Genomic DNA, 21,404 nt, shown 5'->3' with positions numbered 1-21,404 from the left:
GCCGGACGCAGGGTTCACAACCCCGCCGGCCGACACACACTGCAGCCTGCCGGGCACGATCAAGCCACGCGCGCAAACAGATCGTGTTCCGACGCGTCGACGATCTCGACCTCCAGGAAGTCGCCCAGTGCCGCACTCGCGCCCTCCACGTAGACGACACCGTCGATCTCCGGGGCCTCGGCCGGCGAGCGCGCGATCAGCGTCCCGTCCTCGTCGCTGCCATCGACCAACACCGTCTGGCGCGTGCCGATCCTGCGCTGCAGCCGCGCGGCACTGATGCCGGCCTGCACCTGCATGAACGCCTCCAGGCGCGCTTCCTTCTCGGCCTCGGGGATCGGGGCGGCCAGTGCATTCGCCGCGGCCCCGTCGACCGCGGAATAGGTGAAGGCCCCGACCCGGTCGAGTTGAGCGTCTTCCAGGAACTCGAGCAACGCCTCGAACTCGGCATCGGTCTCACCGGGGAATCCGACGATGAAGGTCGAACGCAGCGCAAGGTCCGGCACCCGTTCTCGCCATCCCCGGATTCGCTCCAGCACCCGCTCGGTCGCGGCCGGGCGACGCATCGCCTTCAGCACCCGCGGATGGCCGTGCTGCAGCGGCATGTCGAGGTAGGGCAACAAATGCCCGTCGGCGATCAGCGGAATCAGCCGGTCGACATGCGGGTAGGGGTAGACGTAATGCAGTCGCACCCAGATCCCGAGTTCTCCCAACGCAGCGGCCAACTGCTCGATGTCGGACCGCATCGGCCGCCCGTTGAAGAATCCGGTTCGATAGCGGAGATCGACACCGTAGGCCGACGTATCCTGGGAGATCACCAGCAGTTCCCGGACTCCGGCAGCAGCGAGCCGCTCCGCCTCGCCCAGCACGTCGCCCATCGGGCGGCTAACCAGATCTCCCCGCAGACTCGGGATGATGCAGAAACTGCACCGGTGGTTGCAGCCCTCGGAGATCTTCAGGTACGCATAGTGACGTGGCGTCAGACGGATGCCCTGCGGCGGGACCAGACTCGCGAACGGATCGTGTGGCGGCGGCAATTGTTCGTGCACGGCCGCCATCACGTCCGCAAAGGCGCGGGGTCCGGTCACGGCCAGCACGCCCGGATGGGCCTGCTGGATCCGCTCCGCGTCCTTGCCCAGGCAGCCGGTGACCACCACTCGGCCGTTCTCCGCCACCGCCTCCCCGATCGCGTCCAGCGATTCGGCGATTGCGCTGTCGATGAAACCGCAGGTATTCACGATCACCAGGTCGGCACCGTCGTAATCGGGAACGATCCCGTAGCCCTCCGCACGCAGTCGGGACAGAATCTGTTCCGAATCCACCAGCGCCTTCGGGCACCCGAGGCTCACGAAACCGATCTGCGGCTGGGGGGTTGACAGGCGGTCAAACTTATTCACAGTCGTCCACCTGCCGCCCGTAGCGCCAGCGGCGCGGAGGGGCACCCGCGGGAGTCCGGGCGCGCAAATCTTTTATCTCTATTTTTCATTCACTTATGACATCCGGTTAATTTCTGCCCTGCATCTGGAAACCCTTGTATCACAACAGCCTCCGGACTCTGATGACAACCGATCCACAGAGTTATCCACAGGAGCTGGGGAAAACTACTGCCGGCCCGATGGGTCAGACACTTACGGCCAGCGCGCGGCAAAGCACTGAGGCACGACGCAGACCACGGCTCCCATTCTCGCCCGGCGGAGCCAGATGTTGCCAGCTGGCCCGCGCAGCCTGTATTCTATTTCACTTTTCGCCGGAACCCGACCCGAGCCAGATCATGAAAGCGAACATCCATCCCAAGTATCAGGACGTGAAGGTCACCTGCAGCTGCGGGAACACCTTCGAGACGCGCTCCACCTACGCCGGAGACGAGATCCACGTCGACGTGTGCTCGCAGTGCCACCCGTTCTACACGGGGAAGCAGAAGATGCTCGACACGGCCGGGCAGGTGGACAAGTTCCGCCGCCGCTACGGCTTCTGACGGCAACCGCCCCCTGCCATCGCGGGGGAGCCGCCGCAGCGAACCCGGCCCGAACGGCACCCCTCGACGGGTGCCGTTTCGCTCTGTGGGACGGATGGTCGCCGACACGCGCAGGGGCCGGATCGGTGTCCGGACCGAAGCCACCGGATCCCGGGCCTGCGGTGCATTCGACCGTCTTTTAAGGTGCCGTTCATCCCGCTAGCGCTAAGATGGGAACCGTATCGCCGCCCTCGGTGCGGGCAGCCCGTCTTTTCGGCACGAGGTTCCAGACCATGAAACCCTCCCCTACCGTGCATACCCGTTCGCGCCGCCTCCTGTCTTTCGGCCTGGCACTGGTGACTCTGGCCGCAGTCGCCATGCTGCTGAACGCCTGCGCCAGCAACCCGGTCACCGGCCGATCGCAGCTGATGCTGGTTTCGGAGAGCGCCGCGATCAGCGCCTCGCGGCAGGCCTACGCGGAAATGCTTGCACCCGCACGCGAAGAGGGCCGCATCGACAGTGACCCGCGCACCAAGCGGCGCGTACTCGCGATCAGCGAACGCGTGGTCGCGCAGGCGGTGCGCTACCGCCCGGAGACCGCCGACTGGGACTGGCAGATCGCGGTGATCGACGCGCCCGACACCATCAACGCCTTTGCGATGGCGGGGGGCCAGATGGCGATCTACACGGGCATCATCGACCAACTCGACCTGACCGATGACGAACTGGCGCAGATCATCGGTCACGAGATCGCCCACGCGCTGTCCTCGCATTCGGCCGAGAAGATGTCGGTGGCCCTGGCCAGCAACCTGGCACTGGCGACCTACGCCGCGACCGGCACCCGGTCCGATGTTGCCCTGACAGGCGCGGCGCTGGCCGCGATGGTCGCGATCCAGCTCCCGAACAGCCGCCAGATGGAAGCCGAAGCGGATCGCATCGGGATCGAGCTGGCGGCGCGGGCAGGCTATCGCCCCGAGGCCGCCGCGAGCCTCTGGGCGAAAATGGCCGACCAGGCCGGTTCCCGGCACCCGGTGTTCCTGAGCACCCATCCGGCGCCGCAGTCGCGGCAACGCGACCTCGCCGCACTCGCCAGCCAGATGCAGCCGCTGTACCAGCAGGCTCGCCGCGGTCCGCTGCCAACTCATCCGGTGCGCTGACGGATAGCGTGAAAATACACCGGCCCCTGGATCGCATGACGCTGATTATTAATGACATTTTCATGAATCGGGGTGTCTCGCGGCCGAGGGCATGACAGTTAGCGTGAAAATACGGCCACGGCGGCACACGGAAGGCGAAGCGGATCAAACCCCTTTTCCGTGTCAGTCCGTGCTTTCCGTGGCTCGCCTTTTCACCTTGCAGGGTCGCCGCTGGACATGAGAGTTGACGTGAAAGAATCCGGCGTCAGCGGCCGCGCCGGGGCCGCCCCTGGTGGGCCCGGCGCACTTGACCCACCCGACGTCGCTTGACCGATAACCGGGCGCATACGCTTCTTTCCCGGTCCGCGGCGGTGACCGCGCGCCTTGACCGTTGGCCCCGGGTGCGGTGCCGCTGCGGCCGGCCCCATGCACCGGAGCCCGGCCAGGGATTACACTGGACCATTCCCCGTCACGGACCCCGTTACCATGTCGAAAAACTTCAAGCAGCGCGCACTGGAGTACCACGAGCGCGCACCCGCAGGGAAGCTCGCGATCCATGTCACCAAGCCGACGGCGACCCAGGACGATCTGTCATTGGCCTACTCGCCGGGGGTGGCCGCGCCGGTGCGCGCGATCGTGGAGGATCCAGACGCTGCGTACCGCTACACCGGCAAGAGTAACCTGGTTGCGGTGATCACCGACGGTACGGCCGTGCTGGGTCTGGGCAACGTCGGGCCGCTGGCCTCCAAACCGGTGATGGAAGGCAAGGCGGTGCTGTTCAAGCGCTTCGCAAACATCGACGTCTACGACATCGAGGTCAATGCCCCGCACCCAGAAGAATTCATCAATACCGTGGCCCGCATCGCCAGCGGTTTTGGCGGCATCAACCTGGAGGACATCGCCGCACCGCACTGCTTCGAAATCGAGAAGCGGCTATCCGAACGGCTGGACATCCCGGTGTTCCACGACGACCAGCACGGGACCGCTATCATCACCGCGGCGGGCCTACTGAACGCGCTCGAGATCCAGGGCAAGAAACTGGAGGACGCACGCATCGTCTGCGTCGGCGCCGGCGCGGCAGGGATTGCGTCGATGCGCCTGCTGCTACGGCTCGGCGCACACCGTACACAGATCTTCATGGTCGACCGCAAGGGCGTGATCCACGACCAGCGCACCGACCTGAACGAATTCAAGCAGCTGTTCGCGCAGGAGACCGAGCTGCGCACCCTCGAGGACGCCTGCGCCGGTGCCGACGTGTTCATCGGCCTCTCGGGACCGGACATCCTGACTCAGGAAATGTTGCGGTCGATGGCCCCGCGCCCGATCGTGTTCGCCCTATCCAATCCCGACCCCGAGATCATGCCGGAACTGGCCCATGCCACTCGCCACGATCTGGTGATGGCCACCGGGCGTTCCGACTTTCCGAACCAGGTCAACAACGTGCTCGGGTTCCCCTTCATCTTTCGTGGCGCGCTCGACGTCCGTGCCCGGCACATCACCGACGAGATGCACGTCGCGGCAGTGCACGCGCTGGCGGGGCTAGCGCGCGAACCGGTGCCGCAGGACGTGCTCGACGCCTATGGCACGCAGCAACTGGAGTTCGGGCCCGAGTACATCCTGCCGACGCCGTTTGACCCGCGACTGATCGATACCATCCCCGCGGCGGTGGCGCAGGCTGCCCGAGACAGTGGGGTGGCCCGGGTCTGAGACGCCACGATGCAGTTCCCAGAATACCGCCGTACCGGGTATCCGGCGACCGCGCCGGTCGTAACCCGCCCCGGAAGGCCGGCGATGGGCGGGTATCCACAGCGCTACGGAGCCGATCGATGACCGCGCCCTTGATGTCTCTCGGGCGAACGGAAACACCGGACCGGGCACCCGGTCCAACCCCACGAAATGCAACGCGGAGGACGCAGACATGTTGAAGATCGCCATCATCGGGGCCGGCCGCGTCGGGGAGTCCACGGCCCAATTCCTGGCCGAATCCGACCTGGCACGCGAGATCGCGCTGCTCGACGTACGGGAGGGTGCTGCGGCCGGCGCCGCACTGGACATCCAGGAGACAGCCCCCCTGCTCGGTTTCGATGCCCGGCTCATCGGCGACACCGATCCCGGGGTGATCGCCGGTGCCGAACTGGTGATCATCACCGCCGGGCTGCCGCGCAAGCCCGGGATGTCGCGCTCCGACGTGCTGGACAAGAACGTCGAAATCCTCGACAGCATCATCACCGACGTGACGCGCGAGGCGCCCGACAGCCGGATCCTGGTCGTGTCCAACCCGGTCGACGTGCTGACCTACCGCGCCTGGGAAAAGACGGGCTGGGACCGTTCGCGGGTTTTCGGACAGGCGGGCGTACTGGACGCGTCCCGCATGGCCGCGTTCGTCGCGCTCGAAACGGGGCTCTCCACCCGGGATATCCACACGCTGGTGCTCGGCGGTCACGGGGATGCGATGGTGCCAATGCTGCGGTACTCGGGCATCAACGGCATTCCGCTGCATCACTTCATGGACCAGGACGCGATCGACCGGATCGTCGAGCGCACCCGCCACGGAGGTGCCGAGATCCTGGCGCTGAAACAGACCTCCAGCGCGTACGACGCGCCCGCAGCGGCGATCAAGGCCATGGTCGAGGCGATCGTGCTCGACCGCCGGCGCGTGCTGCCCACGGTCGCGCTGCTGAACGGCGAGTACCGTGCGAGTGACGTCGCGATGGGTGTCCCCTGCGTACTGGGTGCCGGCGGCATGGAGCGGATCGTCGAACTGGACCTGAATGCCGCAGAACACGAGGCTTTCATGACCTCGCTCGCGGGCGTCAAAGCCGACATCGATCGTCTGAAATGAACCGCTCCCCAACACCGTGCGCGGCTGCGGGCAAGCAGGTCGCGACGCTGGTCGACAGCAGTATCTTCGTGTTCCGCGCCTGGTTCGCCCGCGGTGAACAACCCGACATATTCGGGCGCCCCGGGGGAGCGGTGCACGGATTCGCGCACTCGCTGTGCCAGTGGTTGCCTCTGTGTCCAGCGGGCCCGATTGCGTTCGCGTTCGACACCGGACTGCGCATCGGCTTCCGGCATCGCATCGACCCCGAATACAAGGCCAACCGACCGCCTGCACCGGACGCGCTGCGGGCCCAGTTCGGCCGCATCCGGGAGATGCTGGATACCCTTGGCCTGGTCCAGTTGGCGGATGCCGAATTCGAGGCCGATGACCTGATCGCGACCATGGCCGCGAATGCCCGCGCGCACCGACTGCCGGTCGACGTGCTGAGCGCCGACAAGGATCTCGCCCAGGTCATCCTCGGCCCCACCGACCGGCTTCGGGACCCCGAACGCGGGACCGCCCTCGGACGCGGTGATCTCGAACGCAGACTGCGGGTCCGGCCGGAACAGGTGGCCGACCTGCTGGCGCTGGCCGGAGACCGCAGCGACAACGTCCGCGGCCTGACCGGCGTGGGTCTGGCCAGTGCCGCACGAATCCTGCGCCGGCTAGGTGACCTGGACACGGTGCTGGCCGCGCCGCAGGAGGTCGCCCATTGCCGGATCCGCGGAGCCGCCGGCATCGCCCGACAGGTGGCCGACCGATCGGACGCCCTCCGGCAGGCACGGCGGCTGACCGCCCTGGTCACCTCGGTACGCAACCTGCCGACGCTGGATGCGCTGTACCCGCATGGGCCGGTGCCGGATGCGGAACGGCGCCTGCACGCGCTGGGCGTCGCCCCCCCCTACCGCAGCCGCCTACTGGCGATTGCCGCGGACATGGCCCGACGGCCCATCGCCGGCCAGCGCTCAGCGCAAGCGGCATGACGGCCACCAGCGAACACCGGCAGCGGCGCGGCAAACCCGGCGCGCGCCTCAGCGCCCTGCTGCTGGGAATCGTGGCATGGGCCTGCCTGCTGCCCCCGTTGCAGGCGCATCCCCACGCCTGGATCGACCTCGACATCGAACTGGAAGCCGACACGGAGGACCGGGTCGTTGCGATGGCACAGACCTGGGTCATGGATCCTCTGTACAGCCGTTACCTCTACGATGACGCGATGGAACAGTTCGAGGGCGACACGCCGGAGGCGAAACTGGCAGGACTCGGCGCCGAGATCCTCGACAACCTCGCCGAGTACGACTGGTACACCGACATACGCGCCGGGGACCACCGCATTCGCGCGCGCCCGGACGGTGGCGCAGAACTGGTCCTGCAGGACGGACGGCTACGGTTTCGATTCCGCCTCGCGCTGGACCAGGCGGTCGACCCCCGCGCCCGGCAACTGCGCTATCGCATCTACGACCCGACCTATTTCATCGAGGTTCTGCACGACACCGACACCCCGCCACGGCTCGAACTGAGCACTGGGTCCTGCCACATGGAGGTGCAGAAGCCGCGGCCCGATCCGGTGGTGGTCGCAAGGGCGCTGGCGCTGGACTACGGCCAGACCGGCGAGCCCGACCTGGGCCGCCACTTCGCCGAACATGTCACGGTCCGCTGCGACTAAGCTACGGTGGCACGCATCCTGCTGTTCAACAAACCCTGGGGGATCCTGACCCAGTTTACCGACCGCGACGGCCGACCCACGCTGGCGGACTACGTGCCCGTACCCGGGGTGCATGCCGCCGGCCGGCTCGACCGCGACAGCGAGGGGCTGGTGGTACTGACCGACGACGGGCGCCTGCAGGCCCGCCTCAGCGACCCCCGGTACGGGGCCACCAAGACCTACTGGGTCCAGGTCGAAGGCGAGCCCGGGGCAGCGGCACTCGAGCGGCTGCGCGAGGGCGTGTTGCTTCGGGATGGCCCTACCCGGCCGGCCCGGGTCGAACCGATCGCGGCACCACCGCTCCCGCCGCGGAATCCGCCGGTCAGAGAACGCCGGCGGATCCCCACCCGCTGGCTCGCGATCACGCTGGCCGAAGGCCGGAACCGGCAGGTGCGACGGATGACGGCCGCGGTCGGTCACCCGACACTGCGGCTGGTCCGCTATCGGGTCGCATCCTGGACGATCGACGGCATCGAACCGGGCTGCCACCTCCAAATCGGGACCGTCTGAACGTCCGGGAGATCGCAGCGAAAATCGCGCCCAGCCATTGCATTAGGACATAAACTTGCGGAACATGGGGATCTACAGGATTCCCCCCTACAGGGAGTGTTCTCGATGCGGATCGGCGCGCCTGCAATTGCTGCCCTAGCCCTTGTGCTTACCGTGGGTTCCGCGGTCGGGGAACCCAACGAGCGCGACTTCACCGTCGAGCGGAGTCTGTTCCTGCTCGCGGAACGCGCGCTGACCCAGGGCGACGATCGCGCCTTCCAGGCGACCCGAACGGCCCTGGGTGGCTACCCCCTGCTGCCCTACCTCGAGTACCGGCGCCTCGCGCGCAACCTCGGCAGCGCGGACCCCGGCGCGGTCGCCGATTTCCTCGAGCGGCACGGCGATACCCCGCTGGCACGGATGCTGCGCAACGGTTACCTCAATCACCTGGCGCAGGAGGGGCAATGGCACGATTTCCTGCGCTTCGCCGGGGACACGGACGGGCTCTCCACCGAACTGACCTGCTTTCGGAAACAGGCCCTGCTAAATGCCGGGCAGCGTCAGGAGGCGTTGGTGGAGGTCGACGCGATCTGGCTGCACGGGCATTCGCAACCGAAGGCCTGTGATCCGGTGCTCGATGCCTGGCGGGCCGACGGACGACTGACCCCGGAGCTCGCATGGCAGCGGCTGGAGCTCGCAGTCGAGGCAGGACAGACCGGCCTCGCCCGCTACCTGCGCCGCTACCTGCGGGCCGATGACCGGGCCTGGGCGGATCGCTGGCTGGAGCTCGAGGCCAACCCGGAGCGGGTGACCCGCGCGGGCTTCCGGGCCGGAGACCACCTCGCGGCCGGGCGGATGCTGGAGCGGGCCCTCCTGCGCCTGGTTCCGCGGGATCTCGATGGCGCGCTCGCTGCATGGCAGAGTCACGGTGACCGACTCGGGCTCGACACGGAAAGCCAGTACCGCATTCTTCATGCGCTGGCGCTGCGCCTGGCACTGCGCGGCCGCCCGGAGACGCTGCCGTTCATGGCCGGCCTGCCGGACGCGGTGTTCGACGACCAGCTACGCCAGTGGCAGCTGCGCTCGGCGCTGCGGGACCGCGACTGGAACACCGTGCTCGCGGCCGTCGATGCCATGAGCGCGGAAGCCGCGTCGGAGGCCCGCTGGCAGTACTGGCGCGCGCGCGCGCTGGAACAGCTAGGCCGGGACGACGAGGCCATACGGAGTTACCGTGCCGCGGCGCAGGAGCGCAACTTCCACGGCTTCCTAGCCGCCGACCGGCTCGGCGTACCCTACCGGATTGGACACGAACCGACGGCGGTCGCGACTTCCGCCGTGCAGCGCGTGGCGCAGGATCCGGCGATCCAGCGCATGCGGGAACTGGTGCTGCTGGACCGGTATCCGGAAGCCCGGCGCGAGTGGTCGCACCGGATCGACGCACTGCCATCCGGCGACCAGGAGGCCGCCGCGCGCCTGTTCGCCGACTGGGGCTGGCATGACCGGGCGATCTTCACCGCCGCCCGCGCACGCAGCTGGGGCGACATCGACCTGCGCTTTCCGCTGGCCTTCGCCGACCTGATCCTCGCGGGCGCGCGCGAGCAGGAGATCGACCCCGCCTGGGCGATGGCAATCGCCCGGCAGGAAAGCGCCTTTCTCCACGACGTGCGCTCCGGCGCGGGGGCCCTCGGCATCATGCAGGTCATGCCCGCCACCGGCCGCTCCGTCGCGGACGCCGCGGGGGTCCGGATCCGCAACGACCACGACATCCTGAACCCGTCGAACAATGCACGCCTCGGCACCTACTACCTGAGACGCAATCTCGACAGCTTCGGCGGGCACAGCCTGCTGTCGACCGCCGCCTACAACGCCGGAGCGCACCGCGTGCGGTCCTGGCTGCCCGAACAGGAGCGCATGGACCCGGATATCTGGGCCGAACTGATCCCGTTCCACGAGACACGGGATTACATTCAGCGGGTCTTCGCGTACCGGATCATCTACGCGGTCCGGCTCGGCATGACACCTCCCTCACTGCAAACGTTGCTGTTCCCGGTCACGCCCCGGGAGCAGCTGGCGCTGGCGCGGGAGCGTCATCTGGCCGACCACGGAATCACCGGCCCGACCCTGGCCGCCACGCGGGACTTCTGCGACGCGCCCGGGTACACCAGCGCACGCTGCCCCTAGACTTTGCGGTGAGCGCAGGGCTACGCACAGTCGCCCGCGTGGCGGGGCTGCCGCGGGTCGCCGTGATCGTTCTCTTCCCCCACCGCGCTCCCGCAGCGGGGCGCCCGGAAATCTGCGATGGAACCCTGGATCGAAGTTGTCGGCAACCTGATCGCGAGCGATACCGGCGAGCCCTTTGAGCCGGCCAGGCGCAGCGGGGCTGGCGGAGGTTCGATCAGCCAGGGATTTGTCCTCGCGGGCATCGACGGACGGCGCTTCTTCGTAAAGAGGAACCAGCTTCGCCTCCGACCGATGTTCGAAGCCGAAGCCGCCGGCCTGAAGGAACTGGCACGCTGCGCGGAGCTGCGGATCCCCCGTGCCCTGGGCGTCGTCGCCCAGGGCAGTGCCTGCTTCCTGGTACTCGAACATCTGGAACTCGGCGGCCCGGCCCATGGCGCAGGGCTCGGCCGGGGGATCGCCGCGCTGCACCGGATCACGGCCCCGGAATTCGGCTGGAGCATGGACAACTTCATCGGCAGCACGCCGCAACCGAACGGCCCCTGCAGCGACTGGGTCGAATTCTACCGCGACGAGCGGCTGGCCCATCAGCGCCGGCTCGCCCGCCAGAACGGGGCCCGTCGGGCGCTGCTCGACGCCGTCGCCCGACTCGAACAGGAACTCGGCGGCTTCTTTCCCGAGTACCATCCACCGCCGTCGCTGCTGCATGGCGACCTCTGGAGCGGCAACTGGGGCTTTCTTCCCGACGGCTCGCCGGCGCTGTTCGACCCGGCCGTCTATTACGGTGACCGCGAGGCGGACATCGCGATGATGGAACTTTTCGGACACCCCGGGGCAGACTTCTTCGCGGCCTACAACGAGCGGATGCCGCTGGATCCCGGCTATGCCGTGCGCCGCGAACTCTACAACCTCTACCACATCCTGAACCACTTCAACCTGTTCGGCGGCGGTTACGCGGCACAGGCCGAACGCATGGCACTCGGCCTTCTGGCGCAGCTGCGCTGACTGCAGCTTCGGGGCGAGCAATTTCCGGGGACCGGTGCTAGGGTTACCCTCGAATCCCGGCCGGCCGCTGCCGGCACCGGGCCCGACAGCCGCTCTGCCATCATTCAACCGAGGTCGACATCATGGATTTCGCGGTCTTGCTCCACCCCGAGGTGGTCATCGTTTCCATCCTGCTGGCGTTGATCGGCGCGGTGCTGGGCTTCGCACTCGGCAGGGGCCTGGAGGCGCGCCGGGCCGAAGAAACGCTGCAGGCGACGAACAACGCCCATTCCCGGACCGTAGCCGATCTGGAGGCCGACTACGCGGAGACCCTCCACCGGCTGCGCGAAAGCCACAGCGAGGAACGGGACCGGCTGAAGACCGAACACGCCCGCGAGATCGACACGCTCAGGTCCGAACACAGCACCGAGATCCAGCGTATCACCGAGGAGCACGATGGCCTCGTGCAGCAGCTGAACGACGCGAACATCGCCAACGTGAAGGAACTGCGCAGCGACTATGAGAGGCAGCTCGCGCAGTTGCGCGAGCAGCACGAAACCACGGTCCACGAACTGAACGAGCAACATGCCGCCGAAACCCGGCAGGCCCGGGCCGAGATGGAACGGAACATGCAAATTCTCCGCGACGAACATGGACGCGCGCTAGAGGCCCTGCGTGACGAGCAGCAGGCGAACCTGCAGACGCTGAAGGGCGAATATGCCCAGGCCGCGGCGGCGCTGCGCAGCGAGCAGAAAGGGCTCCGCGAACGGCAGGCGGCCGAGGCCCAGCAGAAGCTCGACGAACTGCGGGCCACGAAAGACGCCGAGATCCAGCGGCTGGAGGCCAGGATCCGGCAGCTCGAGGATGCCGCGGCCGGCATGCACGACGAGAACCGCACCTTGCAGGAGACCATCCGCGAGCTCAACGAGAGCATCAAGGAAGCCAAACGCAACAACACCTTCTCGCTCTCCAAGTCCGGCGAACGCCTGATCCGGGTGATCCGGAGCGTCCAGGAACTCGCCAACGAGCTGGACGAGACGTCGCGCGCGGTGACCAACGGCGAGTATTCCTTCTTCGACGCGATCCAGGACCGCCGCGACCGCGAGACGATCCTGAAGCTGGCGGGCGAGGACCGGCGCGTCGTCGACGGACAGGAACTGCGCCCGGGCCAGACCATCGATCCGGAAGCGGAGCCCGAGACGGAACCCGCACCCGCCGGGGACAACGAGAGCAAGCCCGCTTCCTGAGCCGACAGCGGCCGGTCAACCGTCGGCGCGGTGCTTGCGGCGGCGCCGGGTCAGCGGGTGTTCGACGCGCCGGAATTTGTCCAGCATGTGCAGCAGTGCCTGCCAGGGGTGGCGCCACAGCATCCGCGGGCCCGCGTAGCGCATAACCTGCCGCACCTGCTCCCGCTGCGCGCGCTTGTAGCAGTGCACCGGGCATTTCGCACACGTCGGCTTCTCCTCGCCATACGGGCACTTGACCAGCCGCTGCCCCGCATAGGCGAGCAGTTCCATGCACTCGGCACACAGGCCACTGGTGCGGCCAACCGCGCCATGACGGTCGGCACACCAGATCCGCAGCATGCTCTCGATGGTACGGTACTCACGCCGCAGACGCGGCGTCGACGGCAGCTCTCCGGTCACGGGGCGCTCCGGGCGGTTCATCGCCCGCCCCCGGGCCATCGCATCGCGCACCGGGTTCCCGGCATCAGCCGGCCTGCGTCCGGCCCGATGCCGGGGCCACCACCCCCGCGCGATGCAGACGCAGCAGCCAGGGCATGCAGACCAGCACGCACAACGCCTCCAGTGCGCCGACCAGCAGGAAGACTCCGGGCCAGGGCTCGTGTCCCAGTGCACGCAGCAGCGCGACGGCCGCCACTCCCACCAGCGGCCCCAGCATGAAGCCGAGCGAGCCGGCGAGATGGAACCCGCCCATCGCGGTCGCCCGCTGTGCGGGATCGGCCAGGCGGGTGACCAACACCAGCGACGGCGCGAACATCATCGCGGCCACCACGCCCCCCAGCGCCATCACCAGCACCACGGCCTGTGCGGACGCGAACCCCAACCCGGCCAGGAACAGGCCGTAGAGCAGACTGCCCACTGCCATCAGCACCACCGGATCCCGACGCTGGCACAGCAACCCTGCGGGATAGGTCAGCAGCGCGAACGGCAGCAGGAACGCGGCCATCGACAACCCGATGCGCGTCGGGTCGAACCCGAGAACGGTGGCGAAATACAGCGATACGGTGGAGATGATGAAGCCGACCGTCAGGCGATCGACGAACGTGAACGCATAGGGCACCAAGAGCGCGCGCCGTTGCAGTGCCAGCCGCAGCATCTGCCCCAGGCGCTGCGGGGCCTGCCGCAACGGCGCATCGCGCAGGATCCACACGCCGGCCAGCCCGGCCGCGAGCATCAGCCCCCCGCCCAAGAAGAAGACCGCTTCCGGCGTCTCGGCACCGACATACCCGCCGAGCACCGCCCCGCTGGCCACGCCCAGGCTCAGCGCCCCGCCGACCAGCCCCATCGCACCGCCCTCGCGGCCGCGCGGGGCCCGGTCGGCCGCCAGCGTCATCGCCAGGCTCAACACGGTAATGTGGGCACAGCCCTCGATGAACCGCAGCAGGAGCTGCATCCCGTAGGGCCAGGGCCACGCCATCAGCAGCAGCACGCCGCCGTTCACGAACAGCGCCGGCACGATCAGCCGCTTGCGCACGCCGAGCCGGTCGGACAGCAGACCCGCGACGACCGCGAACAGCAGCGCCCCCGCCATATGCGCGGACATGAACAGGTGCCGCTCTAGGTCCGACAGTCCGGGGTAGCGACCCTCGGTCAACGGATACAGCAGGGGCACCATCGCGGTGACCGGCAGCATCAAGACGTAGATGCCCAGCGCAATGGGCCAGGTCCTGGTCATTCTCCGTGTCCGCTAGACGTGATGATGTGCACAATGACGGCTCGAGCGCGACATTACAAAGCGGGCACCGGGTGACGTGGCTGCGAATCCCACCAGTCCTCGCGTTCACATTGCTCGCCGCGCGCTTCCAACGGGCCGGGCAATGGCGGCTTGTGACCGCGAGCCTCGGACTACCCCCGCTGCCGGCGGCACACGGCCACTGGGTCGCGCACCTGCGGCGCGCCGCGCTGGTTCCCGACGTGTTGGACCGGCTACACATCGTCATTTCGGCCCTACGAATCTCCGCCGGCTTCCCGGTGACGCGGATGACCGTGATCCTGGCCCTGGTCTCGCTGCTAACGGGGTCATGGCGCGGGTGGCCACCTTCGATCAGAAACGAGGGCTCCGGGTCACCGGGGCGTGAACATTGCGTGCTTTCACGCCAACTCCCATGGCCCTCCGCCCCGACGCACCCCGAAGGATGAAAACGGGCCACGGAAGCATACGGAATTAAAACAGGACGTTGAATACCTGTCACTTTCCGTGTTGTCCGCGTCCTTCCGTGGCTGGATTTTCACGCTACTACCCCTGGCGCCGATCCTGGTGTTCCGCCATCGGGACCCGCGGCGGTTCTACGGGCTTCGCCCGCTGCGGGACGCCGGTCCCGGAACGTGCGGCGGCCGAATCGCGATGGCGGCCCTGCTGAATGCACCACAGCGCGGCCTCTACACGGGAGTTCAGGCTCAGCTTCTTCAGCAGGTGTTTCACGTGCACCTTCACGGTTGAATCGGCGATTCCGAGCTGGCGCGCGATCTCCTTGTTGCTCAGACCAAGCGCAATCTGCTCGAGAATCTCCCGTTCGCGGTCTGTCAGTCCTACCCGGTCCAGCGCCTCGCAGCGGCGGTCCGTACGGATCGCCTGCGCCAGCGATTCGCCCAGTCCGTCGCCCAGCACCGTGTGCCCGGCCGCGATCCGGCGCAGTTGCGCCAACAGGCAATCCGGTGCGGTGCTCTTCAGAAGGTAGCCGTCGGCACCCGCCCGCAGCGCAGTGGTCAGATCCTCCGGGTCGTCGGACACGGTGACGATCGCGACCCGCGCCTGCACGCCGGCCTCGCGCATGCGGATCAGTGCCGCCGGCCCGTCCAGGTCCGGCAGCCTCAAGTCCAGCACCACCAGGTCCGGCCCGAGCTCCAGCGCCAGGTCGAGACCCTCGCTGCCAGAACCCGCCTCGCCGACGACCTGGAATGATCCGCTAGCCTCCATCAGATCCCGGGCGCCCCTGCGGAACAGCGGGTGATCGTCGACGATCAGCGCGCGCGCTGGGGCGGACCGCCGGGACAGGGATTGCCAGCCGCCCTCCTGCGCAGGGGAACGCGATCCCTCGTGCCAGGCACCGAAAACGGAGCTGCGCTTGCCAGAAACCATATGCCACCTATCGTCCACCGCTGGTCCGAGGGTGACCTGGCGCTTGCCGGTCGTCCTTGATTTTAGTCAAGTGGAAGCGTGGTGCCGGCATACCTCCGCGCGGCCGGGCTTACCAGAGCGTCCCCTTGATCCAGTCGCGGACGAGCAGACCGAGGAGCACTAGGATCGACAGCGTGGTGATCACGGTGGCGGCGGTCACCAGCAAAGCGAGAAACGCTTCAGAGGCCATGTCAGTTTCCCCGTCCGTTGTCCGGGGGCGGCTCGCGGAGCCGCTCCCAGTCGAAGTCCTGGGGTCGGAGCCAGGTGGTCAACAGCACGATCACCATCGATACCGCAGCCCCCACCAATGCCCCGACATAGAAGCCGACCTGGAAGTAGGCGGTGATTCCGGCCGCGCTCCCGAGCACCATCGCCGCGGAAGCCCCGAGACGGTTCGTCCGCCGCCAGTACAGCCCGGCTGCGATCGGCCAGATGGTGCTGGCCACGAAGGCCCCGGTGAAGTGCAGCAGTTCGGCGAGCGTGGTGATCCGCGGCAGGCAGAGCAGCCAGGCGAGCACGCCGAGCAGCAGGATCGTGACCTTGGTCGCGCTGCGCAGGTGCGCCGCCGACGCCATCGGGCGGAAATGCCGATGGTAGATGTCCCGGACGACGAGCATCGCGGTTGCCGCGAGCAGCGAGTCGAGGCTGGACGCGAGCGCCGCGAACACCATCACCAGCACGATCACCGCACCCGCGACGCCGAGCAGTTCCGAGGCGACGATCGGCCCGACCATGTCCGCGGCCGGGATGTTCGCCCCGAGCGCCGGCCCCGCCAGCGCAATGAACCCGGCGACGATCGGAATCGGCGCCCAGAACAGCCCCGCGAGCAGGTAGGCCCACATGCCGACGCCTTCCCGGAACGAGTAGGCGCGGGTCCACCAGACATTCGAGTGGAAGATCTCGCCGATCCCGAACAACAGGTTGTTGAACAGGAACATGATCGCCGCCGGCATCAGCAAAGCCAGCAGCTCGGGGCGCTCGAGTTCCAGACTGAAGTGGATCTCATCGAAACCGATCCCGCCGATCACCAGCCATGCCAGCACGACCAGCCCGACCAGGATCAGAATCGACTGGATGAAGTCGGTGCCGATGACCGCCCGGAACCCGCCGATCAGCGTGTAGGCCACGCAGGCGGCGAGGATCACCGTCATTCCCTGCCAGTAGGGAATGCCGGAAAGCGCGTGCGTCAGCACGCCGCCGGCCATGCCCAGACTGACCAGCCAGCCGAGGCTGTAGAACAGCGAGATGGCCAGGAAGATGCGCCAGGCGAGGTGCCCGTAGCGCAGGCGCACGAAGTCGCCGCTGGTGTAGCCGTGGGGCATCAGCGTGCGGATGCGCCGGGCCAGCGGCGCGAACAGCAGCAGGCCGACCGACCCGAGCGAATAGCCGATCATGCCCCAGATGCCCATCTGGTACGCGAGCTGCGGCGCCATCATCGTGGTGTTGCTGGTCACCCAGGTCGCCATCGCGGTCGCGGTGCCGACCGCGAGCCCAACCTTGCGCCCCGCGAGCACGAACTGGTCGAGCTCCTTGTCGCGCCGGCCGAAATACCAGCCCAGGCCGACGTAGAGCGCGGTGAACAGCGCGATCAGCAACCAGGCCTGGCCGGGATCGAGGATGGCGGTTTCCTGGACCCTCATCACGTCCCTCCGGAGCCGTGGACCGGCACACGCATCGACGGGACTCCTGGCACCGGGATCACCGCTGCCGTTCCCTGCGCCGTTCGGCGCGCGTTCCGGCGACGATCAGGCCCGCGGTCGCGAGGAACACCAGGCCGCCGACGGTGAAGATCCCGAAGGCCTGCGCGCGGGGGTGGTGCGCGACTTCCACCGTCAACGTTTCGCTCCAGGCGGACTCGCTGCCGTCGGCGAGCGTCGCGCGCGCGCGGTAATGGAAAATGCCGTCGCTGCGGCCGCTGACCACGGTCGCGCGGTCGGCGCCCTCATACAACGCGACCGGCTCCGAGAAAGCGGGATCGGTGTCCTCTTCCACCCGGTAGCGGGCGACCTCGGCTTCGTCCAGCACCCAGCGCAGCTGGTAATAGCCGGCCCGCGCCAGTTCGGCCGAACTGCCGATCTCCGGGGCCGCGCCGCCAGCTGCCCCCACCGTGGGCATGGCCGCCAGCGCCAGCAGCAGAACGGCGTAGACGCCGGCGACACGCGGTCGGAAACAACGGGGCTCCGGACTCGACTGGCTCAAGAGAGTCTCCTTGGACACGCGCCGGAAAGACGGCGGGGTGAGAACTTCGGCTGTGGTCCCATGCCCGGTGGGCGGACGCTCGTGCCGGCCCTGGCAGGGGAGCGTGCGTCGGATCGGTTTCGCACTACCCTAGACCCAGCCCCCGGGAGGGGTCAAGACAGTCGGAACGGGAACCTGGCCGCGCCAAGACCATCCCGGCTGGCGCGTTCCGGGGTTGCGCGGATCAGCCCCCTGGCACCCGCAACAGCAGCCCCCGGGCCTGGCCGCTCACGCGTTCGCGCAGGACCTCCCAGCCTTCCGGGGCAGGCAGTGCCGCCTCCTGTTCCACATACACCAGCGCCCGCGGTGCCAGCCAGCCGCCCTCCCGCAACGCCCGCAATGCCGGGCCCACCCGGCCCGCGCCGAACGGCGGGTCCAGGAACACGAGGTCGAACGGCGTTCCGCCGGCCGCCTGGCAGCCCTGCTCCAGCAGCCGTTGGGCATCGCCCGGATGCACGCCCACCTGATCGGCAGCGAGCAGCGCCACGCTGTCACGCAACTGGCGCAGCGCGACCGGATTCCGCTCGACCAGCAGCACGAATCGGGCGCCGCGCGACGCAGCCTCGAGCCCCAGCGCCCCGGTGCCGGCGAACAGGTCCAGCACCGCGGCGCCGGGAATCTCCGGCTGCAGCCAGTTGAACAGGGTCTCGCGCTGCGCGTCGGCGCTGGGCCGCAACCCGGACGGCACGCGGAACCGGGGCCACCGGCAGCCAACGCCGGCGCCAGGCGCCGCCGATGATCCGCACGACGGGCCGGGCGACCGGCCGGCGCAGCCCCCCGAGCCCTGCGGCTCACCGGCCGGTTCCGCAACGCGGATCGCGCACCGGGACTTCAGTCCTCGCCGCCGACCACGACCGTGACCAGCGCGTCCGGGCGCAGGCGGCGCTGCAGCGCCTGATGCACATCCTCCACCGTCACCGCGTCGATGCGCTCATTGTGGCCGCTCAGGTAGTCCAGCGGCAGGTCGTAGAACCCGAGCATGCCCAGGTTCTGCACGATGTCGCTGTTCGATGCCAGCCGCAGCGGGAAACTGCCGGTGATATTGGCCTGGGAGGCCTCGAGCTCGTCTGGCGTGATCCCATCGCGGTGGTAGCGCAGCAGCTCCTCGCGCAGCACCTCAATGGCCTCGTCGGTCTGGTCCCGGCCGGTCTGCATTCCGATCAGGAACGGGCCCTCGGCCGCCATTGGCCGATAGGCGCTGTAGACCGAATACGCGAGCCCGCGGCGGGTACGGACCTCGTCGAAGAGCCGGGAGGTGAAGCCGCCGCCACCCAGCACGTGGTTCGCGACAGTCAGCGCGTAGTAGTCGGGGTCGTCGCGCCGCAGTGCCGGGGCACCGATGAAGATGTGCGCCTGCTCCGACGGGAACGCGATACGCTCGGTCACCGGACCCTCGAGCTGCGGAACCGGGGGCAGTTCCGGCGCGCGCTCGCCCTGCGGCAGCGCCGCGGCGATGCGGTCGGCCAGCGCCTCGGCCTCGTCGCGGCTGATCGCCCCGGTCAGCGCCAGCACCGCGTTGCCGGCGGTGTAGTACTCGCGGAAGAAGGCGTCGACTTCGTCGCGGGTCAGCGTCGGCAACGTGGCCTCGTCGCCGAGCGTCGGGTTGGCGTACGGGTGGCCGGGGTACATCAGCTGGTAGAAACGGCGGCTGGCCACCGATCCCGGCTCCTGGCGCTCGCGCTGCAGCGCCTGCAGCAGCTGCCTGCGCCCGCGCGCCAGATCGTCCTCCGGGAACGCGGGTGCCGCCAGCAGTTCGGTCAGGGTATCGATCGCCTCGGCCATCCAGTCCGGCTCGGTCAGCGTGCGCAGGGTCACGATGCCCATGTCCCGAGCCGCGCTGGTGCTGAAGCGGGCACCGACCGACTCGAAGCGCTCGGCCAGCGCGTCGGCATCCATCGCCTCCGTTCCGTAGGTCAGCGCCTCGTTGGTCAGGCGGGCAAGCCCGTGGCGGTCTCCGTCCCGCGCAGCGCCGGCGTCGAAGGTCAGCCGGACGTCGACCATCGGCAGGCCGGCGGCGGGCGCGTAGAGCACGCGCATCCCGCCGGCGGCGTCCCAACGCTCGATCTCGACCCCCTGAAGCGCGGGGGCGAACCACAGCGCGAGGGCAGCGAACAGGCCGAGACCCGGCCATCGCAGGCGGCGCCCCGTAGCGGGCGCGGCGATCCATGTACGGCGGCTCATGCCTCACCCCCGATCGGCAGCGGGTCCAGCACGCCGACGGTGCGACGCTCCGGGGCCAGATACTCGCGCGCGACGCGCTGCACGTCCTCGGCGGTGACCGCCCGGATACGGTCGACGTATTCCTCGGCGACCTGCCAGCCCAGCCCGACGGTCTGCAGCATCCCCAACTCGAATGCCTGTGCCCGGATCGAGTCCTTCTGGAAGATCTCCGAGGCAATCACCCGCGCCTGCACGCGCTGCAGTTCGGAATCCTCGATCGGATCTTCCTTCAACCGCTCGATTTCAGCCAGCAGCGCCGCCTCGAGGGCGTCGATGTCGGTCCCCCCGGCCGGCACGGCCGCGACGGTGAACAGCGAATTCAGCCGGCTGAACGGGCTGTAGCGCGCCGAAGTGCTGCTGGCGATTTCCCGGCCGCGCACCAGCCCGCGCGCAAAGCGCGACGCGTCGCCGGAGTCGAGCACGCCGGCGGCGACGATCAGCGCGTAGGCGTCGGCGGGGTCGTCGAGCGTCTTCAGCACCGGCGTCTTCCAACCCATCAGCAGGTAGGGCAGTTCCGCCGGCGCCTGTAACGTGACCCGGCGCTCGCCCCGCTGCGGGGTCTCGATCCGGGGCTTGCGCGCCGGCAGTTCGCGCGCCGGAATGTCGCCGAAATGGCGCTCGGCCGCGGCGATCACCGCGTCGGGATCGACATCGCCGACGACGACCACGACCGCGTTGTTCGGCGCGTACCACGAGTCGTACCACGCCTGCAGATCGTCGAGCGTATACGCGTCGATATCGGTCATCCAGCCGATGATCGGGTGACCGTAGGGATGATTGAAAAACGCGGTCGCCATGAACTGCTCGTGGAGCAGCGAGTTCGGGCGGTCCTCGGTCCTGAGCCGGCGTTCCTCGATCACGACGCGCCGCTCGGGCCGGAATTCCTCCTCGGCGAGCTGCAATGCACGCATGCGCTCGGCCTCCATCGCCATCACCTTGTCCCAGTGTTCGTTCCCGAGCACCTGGAAATAGCCGGTGTAATCGCGCCCGGTGAACGCGTTCTCCTGCCCCCCCAGCCGTGACACGATGCGCGAGAACTCGCCGGGCGGATACTGTTCGCTGCCCTTGAACATCATGTGCTCGAGCATGTGGGAGATGCCGGTGATGCCGCTGTGCTCGTCCATCGACCCGACCCGGTACCATACCTGGTGGGTCACCACCGGGGCCCGCGAGTCCTGCTGAACCAGCACGGTCAGACCGTTTTCCAGCCGGTGTTCGACCACCTGCGCGGCCGTAGCACCTGGAACGAGCGCAAATACCAGCAGGGCACCGGACAGTGCCTCGAATAGCCGTCTCATCATGCGTGAACCTCGTGATAGCATT

At 68.3% G+C, this 21,404-nt stretch carries 19 protein-coding genes; 10 read left to right on the top strand and 9 right to left on the bottom strand.

The window, feature by feature from the left end; genetic code table 11:
• Positions 1-59: 59 nt before the first annotated feature.
• Entirely contained in the window at positions 60-1,355 is a 1,296-nt protein-coding gene (gene rimO, locus TVNIR_RS01080) for a 30S ribosomal protein S12 methylthiotransferase RimO (RefSeq protein ID WP_211263166.1), read from the bottom strand.
• 413 nt (positions 1,356-1,768) lie between these two features.
• Between rimO and rpmE the strand changes: the two genes are divergently transcribed.
• The 10 genes from rpmE (at position 1,769) to TVNIR_RS01030 (ending at position 12,508) form a co-directional block, all read left to right on the top strand.
• Positions 1,769-1,972: a 50S ribosomal protein L31 gene (rpmE, locus tag TVNIR_RS01075; RefSeq protein ID WP_006746820.1), complete on the top strand. Its 204-nt coding sequence runs from the start codon at positions 1,769-1,771 to the stop codon at positions 1,970-1,972.
• A gap of 272 nt (positions 1,973-2,244) precedes the next feature.
• On the top strand, positions 2,245-3,108 hold the full coding sequence (locus TVNIR_RS01070; RefSeq protein ID WP_043739009.1) for a M48 family metallopeptidase: 864 nt from the start codon (positions 2,245-2,247) through the stop codon (positions 3,106-3,108).
• Between the two features lie 465 nt (positions 3,109-3,573).
• Complete coding sequence (locus TVNIR_RS01065; protein WP_015257092.1) at positions 3,574-4,794, top strand: malic enzyme-like NAD(P)-binding protein; 1,221 nt, start codon at positions 3,574-3,576, stop codon at positions 4,792-4,794.
• 211 nt (positions 4,795-5,005) lie between these two features.
• Positions 5,006-5,929 carry a malate dehydrogenase gene (gene mdh, locus TVNIR_RS01060; protein WP_015257091.1) on the top strand — a complete coding sequence of 308 codons (924 nt, stop codon included), beginning with the start codon at positions 5,006-5,008 and terminating at the stop codon, positions 5,927-5,929.
• On the top strand, positions 5,926-6,891 hold the full coding sequence (locus tag TVNIR_RS01055) for a 5'-3' exonuclease (RefSeq protein ID WP_015257090.1): 966 nt from the start codon (positions 5,926-5,928) through the stop codon (positions 6,889-6,891). Before mdh ends, TVNIR_RS01055 begins: the two co-directional genes overlap by 4 nt.
• Complete coding sequence (locus tag TVNIR_RS01050) at positions 6,888-7,571, top strand: DUF1007 family protein (RefSeq protein WP_015257089.1); 684 nt, start codon at positions 6,888-6,890, stop codon at positions 7,569-7,571. The genes TVNIR_RS01055 and TVNIR_RS01050 overlap by 4 nt, the downstream gene beginning before the upstream one ends.
• A gap of 6 nt (positions 7,572-7,577) precedes the next feature.
• Positions 7,578-8,120, top strand: coding sequence for a pseudouridine synthase (locus tag TVNIR_RS01045; protein WP_015257088.1), 543 nt, complete (start codon positions 7,578-7,580; stop codon positions 8,118-8,120).
• Positions 8,121-8,225: 105 nt separating this feature from the next.
• Complete coding sequence (locus tag TVNIR_RS01040; protein ID WP_015257087.1) at positions 8,226-10,280, top strand: transglycosylase SLT domain-containing protein; 2,055 nt, start codon at positions 8,226-8,228, stop codon at positions 10,278-10,280.
• Between the two features lie 117 nt (positions 10,281-10,397).
• Positions 10,398-11,282, top strand: a complete 885-nt coding sequence (locus TVNIR_RS01035; protein WP_015257086.1) for a fructosamine kinase family protein — start codon at positions 10,398-10,400, stop codon at positions 11,280-11,282.
• 122 nt (positions 11,283-11,404) lie between these two features.
• On the top strand, positions 11,405-12,508 hold the full coding sequence (locus TVNIR_RS01030; RefSeq protein ID WP_015257085.1) for a large Ala/Glu-rich protein: 1,104 nt from the start codon (positions 11,405-11,407) through the stop codon (positions 12,506-12,508).
• 15 nt (positions 12,509-12,523) lie between these two features.
• Here TVNIR_RS01030 and TVNIR_RS01025 read toward each other — a convergent pair whose 3' ends face one another.
• From TVNIR_RS01025 to TVNIR_RS00990, 8 genes are all read right to left on the bottom strand, one after another.
• Positions 12,524-12,907, bottom strand: a complete 384-nt coding sequence (locus TVNIR_RS01025) for a nitrous oxide-stimulated promoter family protein (protein WP_237251698.1) — start codon at positions 12,905-12,907, stop codon at positions 12,524-12,526.
• A gap of 64 nt (positions 12,908-12,971) precedes the next feature.
• Positions 12,972-14,180: an MFS transporter gene (locus TVNIR_RS01020; protein WP_015257083.1), complete on the bottom strand. Its 1,209-nt coding sequence runs from the start codon at positions 14,178-14,180 to the stop codon at positions 12,972-12,974.
• Positions 14,181-14,741: 561 nt separating this feature from the next.
• Positions 14,742-15,584, bottom strand: coding sequence for a two-component system response regulator NarL (gene narL / locus TVNIR_RS01015; RefSeq protein WP_015257082.1), 843 nt, complete (start codon positions 15,582-15,584; stop codon positions 14,742-14,744).
• 230 nt (positions 15,585-15,814) lie between these two features.
• Positions 15,815-17,263, bottom strand: coding sequence for a sodium:solute symporter family protein (locus TVNIR_RS01010; RefSeq protein WP_015257080.1), 1,449 nt, complete (start codon positions 17,261-17,263; stop codon positions 15,815-15,817).
• Between the two features lie 58 nt (positions 17,264-17,321).
• Positions 17,322-17,822, bottom strand: coding sequence for a hypothetical protein (locus tag TVNIR_RS01005; RefSeq protein ID WP_015257079.1), 501 nt, complete (start codon positions 17,820-17,822; stop codon positions 17,322-17,324).
• Positions 17,823-18,045: 223 nt separating this feature from the next.
• Positions 18,046-18,549 carry a 16S rRNA (guanine(966)-N(2))-methyltransferase RsmD gene (rsmD, locus tag TVNIR_RS01000; RefSeq protein WP_015257078.1) on the bottom strand — a complete coding sequence of 168 codons (504 nt, stop codon included), beginning with the start codon at positions 18,547-18,549 and terminating at the stop codon, positions 18,046-18,048.
• A 143-nt stretch (positions 18,550-18,692) separates the two neighbouring features.
• Positions 18,693-20,042, bottom strand: a complete 1,350-nt coding sequence (locus TVNIR_RS00995; protein ID WP_015257077.1) for a M16 family metallopeptidase — start codon at positions 20,040-20,042, stop codon at positions 18,693-18,695.
• Positions 20,039-21,382, bottom strand: coding sequence for a M16 family metallopeptidase (locus TVNIR_RS00990; protein ID WP_015257076.1), 1,344 nt, complete (start codon positions 21,380-21,382; stop codon positions 20,039-20,041). Before TVNIR_RS00990 ends, TVNIR_RS00995 begins: the two co-directional genes overlap by 4 nt.
• Between the last annotated feature and the right edge of the window lie 22 nt (positions 21,383-21,404).

The sequence above is a fragment of the Thioalkalivibrio nitratireducens DSM 14787 genome (assembly GCF_000321415.2).
Lineage (GTDB): Bacteria > Pseudomonadota > Gammaproteobacteria > Ectothiorhodospirales > Ectothiorhodospiraceae > Thioalkalivibrio > Thioalkalivibrio nitratireducens.
Note: the sequence above shows the minus strand (reverse complement) of the source record. Positions and strands in the feature narration are given on the sequence as shown.

Excerpts from the sequence above, each read along its gene's own strand:
- rpmE (WP_006746820.1), top strand. The coding sequence starts at position 1,769 with ATGAAAGCGAACATCCATCCCAAGTATCAGGACGTGAAGGTCACCTGC.
- TVNIR_RS01070 (WP_043739009.1), top strand. The coding sequence starts at position 2,245 with ATGAAACCCTCCCCTACCGTGCATACCCGTTCGCGCCGCCTCCTGTCT.
- TVNIR_RS01065 (WP_015257092.1), top strand. The coding sequence starts at position 3,574 with ATGTCGAAAAACTTCAAGCAGCGCGCACTGGAGTACCACGAGCGCGCA.
- mdh (WP_015257091.1), top strand. The coding sequence starts at position 5,006 with ATGTTGAAGATCGCCATCATCGGGGCCGGCCGCGTCGGGGAGTCCACG.
- TVNIR_RS01055 (WP_015257090.1), top strand. The coding sequence starts at position 5,926 with ATGAACCGCTCCCCAACACCGTGCGCGGCTGCGGGCAAGCAGGTCGCG.
- TVNIR_RS01050 (WP_015257089.1), top strand. The coding sequence starts at position 6,888 with ATGACGGCCACCAGCGAACACCGGCAGCGGCGCGGCAAACCCGGCGCG.
- TVNIR_RS01040 (WP_015257087.1), top strand. The coding sequence starts at position 8,226 with ATGCGGATCGGCGCGCCTGCAATTGCTGCCCTAGCCCTTGTGCTTACC.
- TVNIR_RS01035 (WP_015257086.1), top strand. The coding sequence starts at position 10,398 with ATGGAACCCTGGATCGAAGTTGTCGGCAACCTGATCGCGAGCGATACC.
- TVNIR_RS01030 (WP_015257085.1), top strand. The coding sequence starts at position 11,405 with ATGGATTTCGCGGTCTTGCTCCACCCCGAGGTGGTCATCGTTTCCATC.
- TVNIR_RS01020 (WP_015257083.1), bottom strand. The coding sequence starts at position 14,180 with ATGACCAGGACCTGGCCCATTGCGCTGGGCATCTACGTCTTGATGCTG.
- narL (WP_015257082.1), bottom strand. The coding sequence starts at position 15,584 with ATGGTTTCTGGCAAGCGCAGCTCCGTTTTCGGTGCCTGGCACGAGGGA.
- TVNIR_RS01010 (WP_015257080.1), bottom strand. The coding sequence starts at position 17,263 with ATGAGGGTCCAGGAAACCGCCATCCTCGATCCCGGCCAGGCCTGGTTG.
- TVNIR_RS00995 (WP_015257077.1), bottom strand. The coding sequence starts at position 20,042 with ATGAGCCGCCGTACATGGATCGCCGCGCCCGCTACGGGGCGCCGCCTG.
- TVNIR_RS00990 (WP_015257076.1), bottom strand. The coding sequence starts at position 21,382 with ATGATGAGACGGCTATTCGAGGCACTGTCCGGTGCCCTGCTGGTATTT.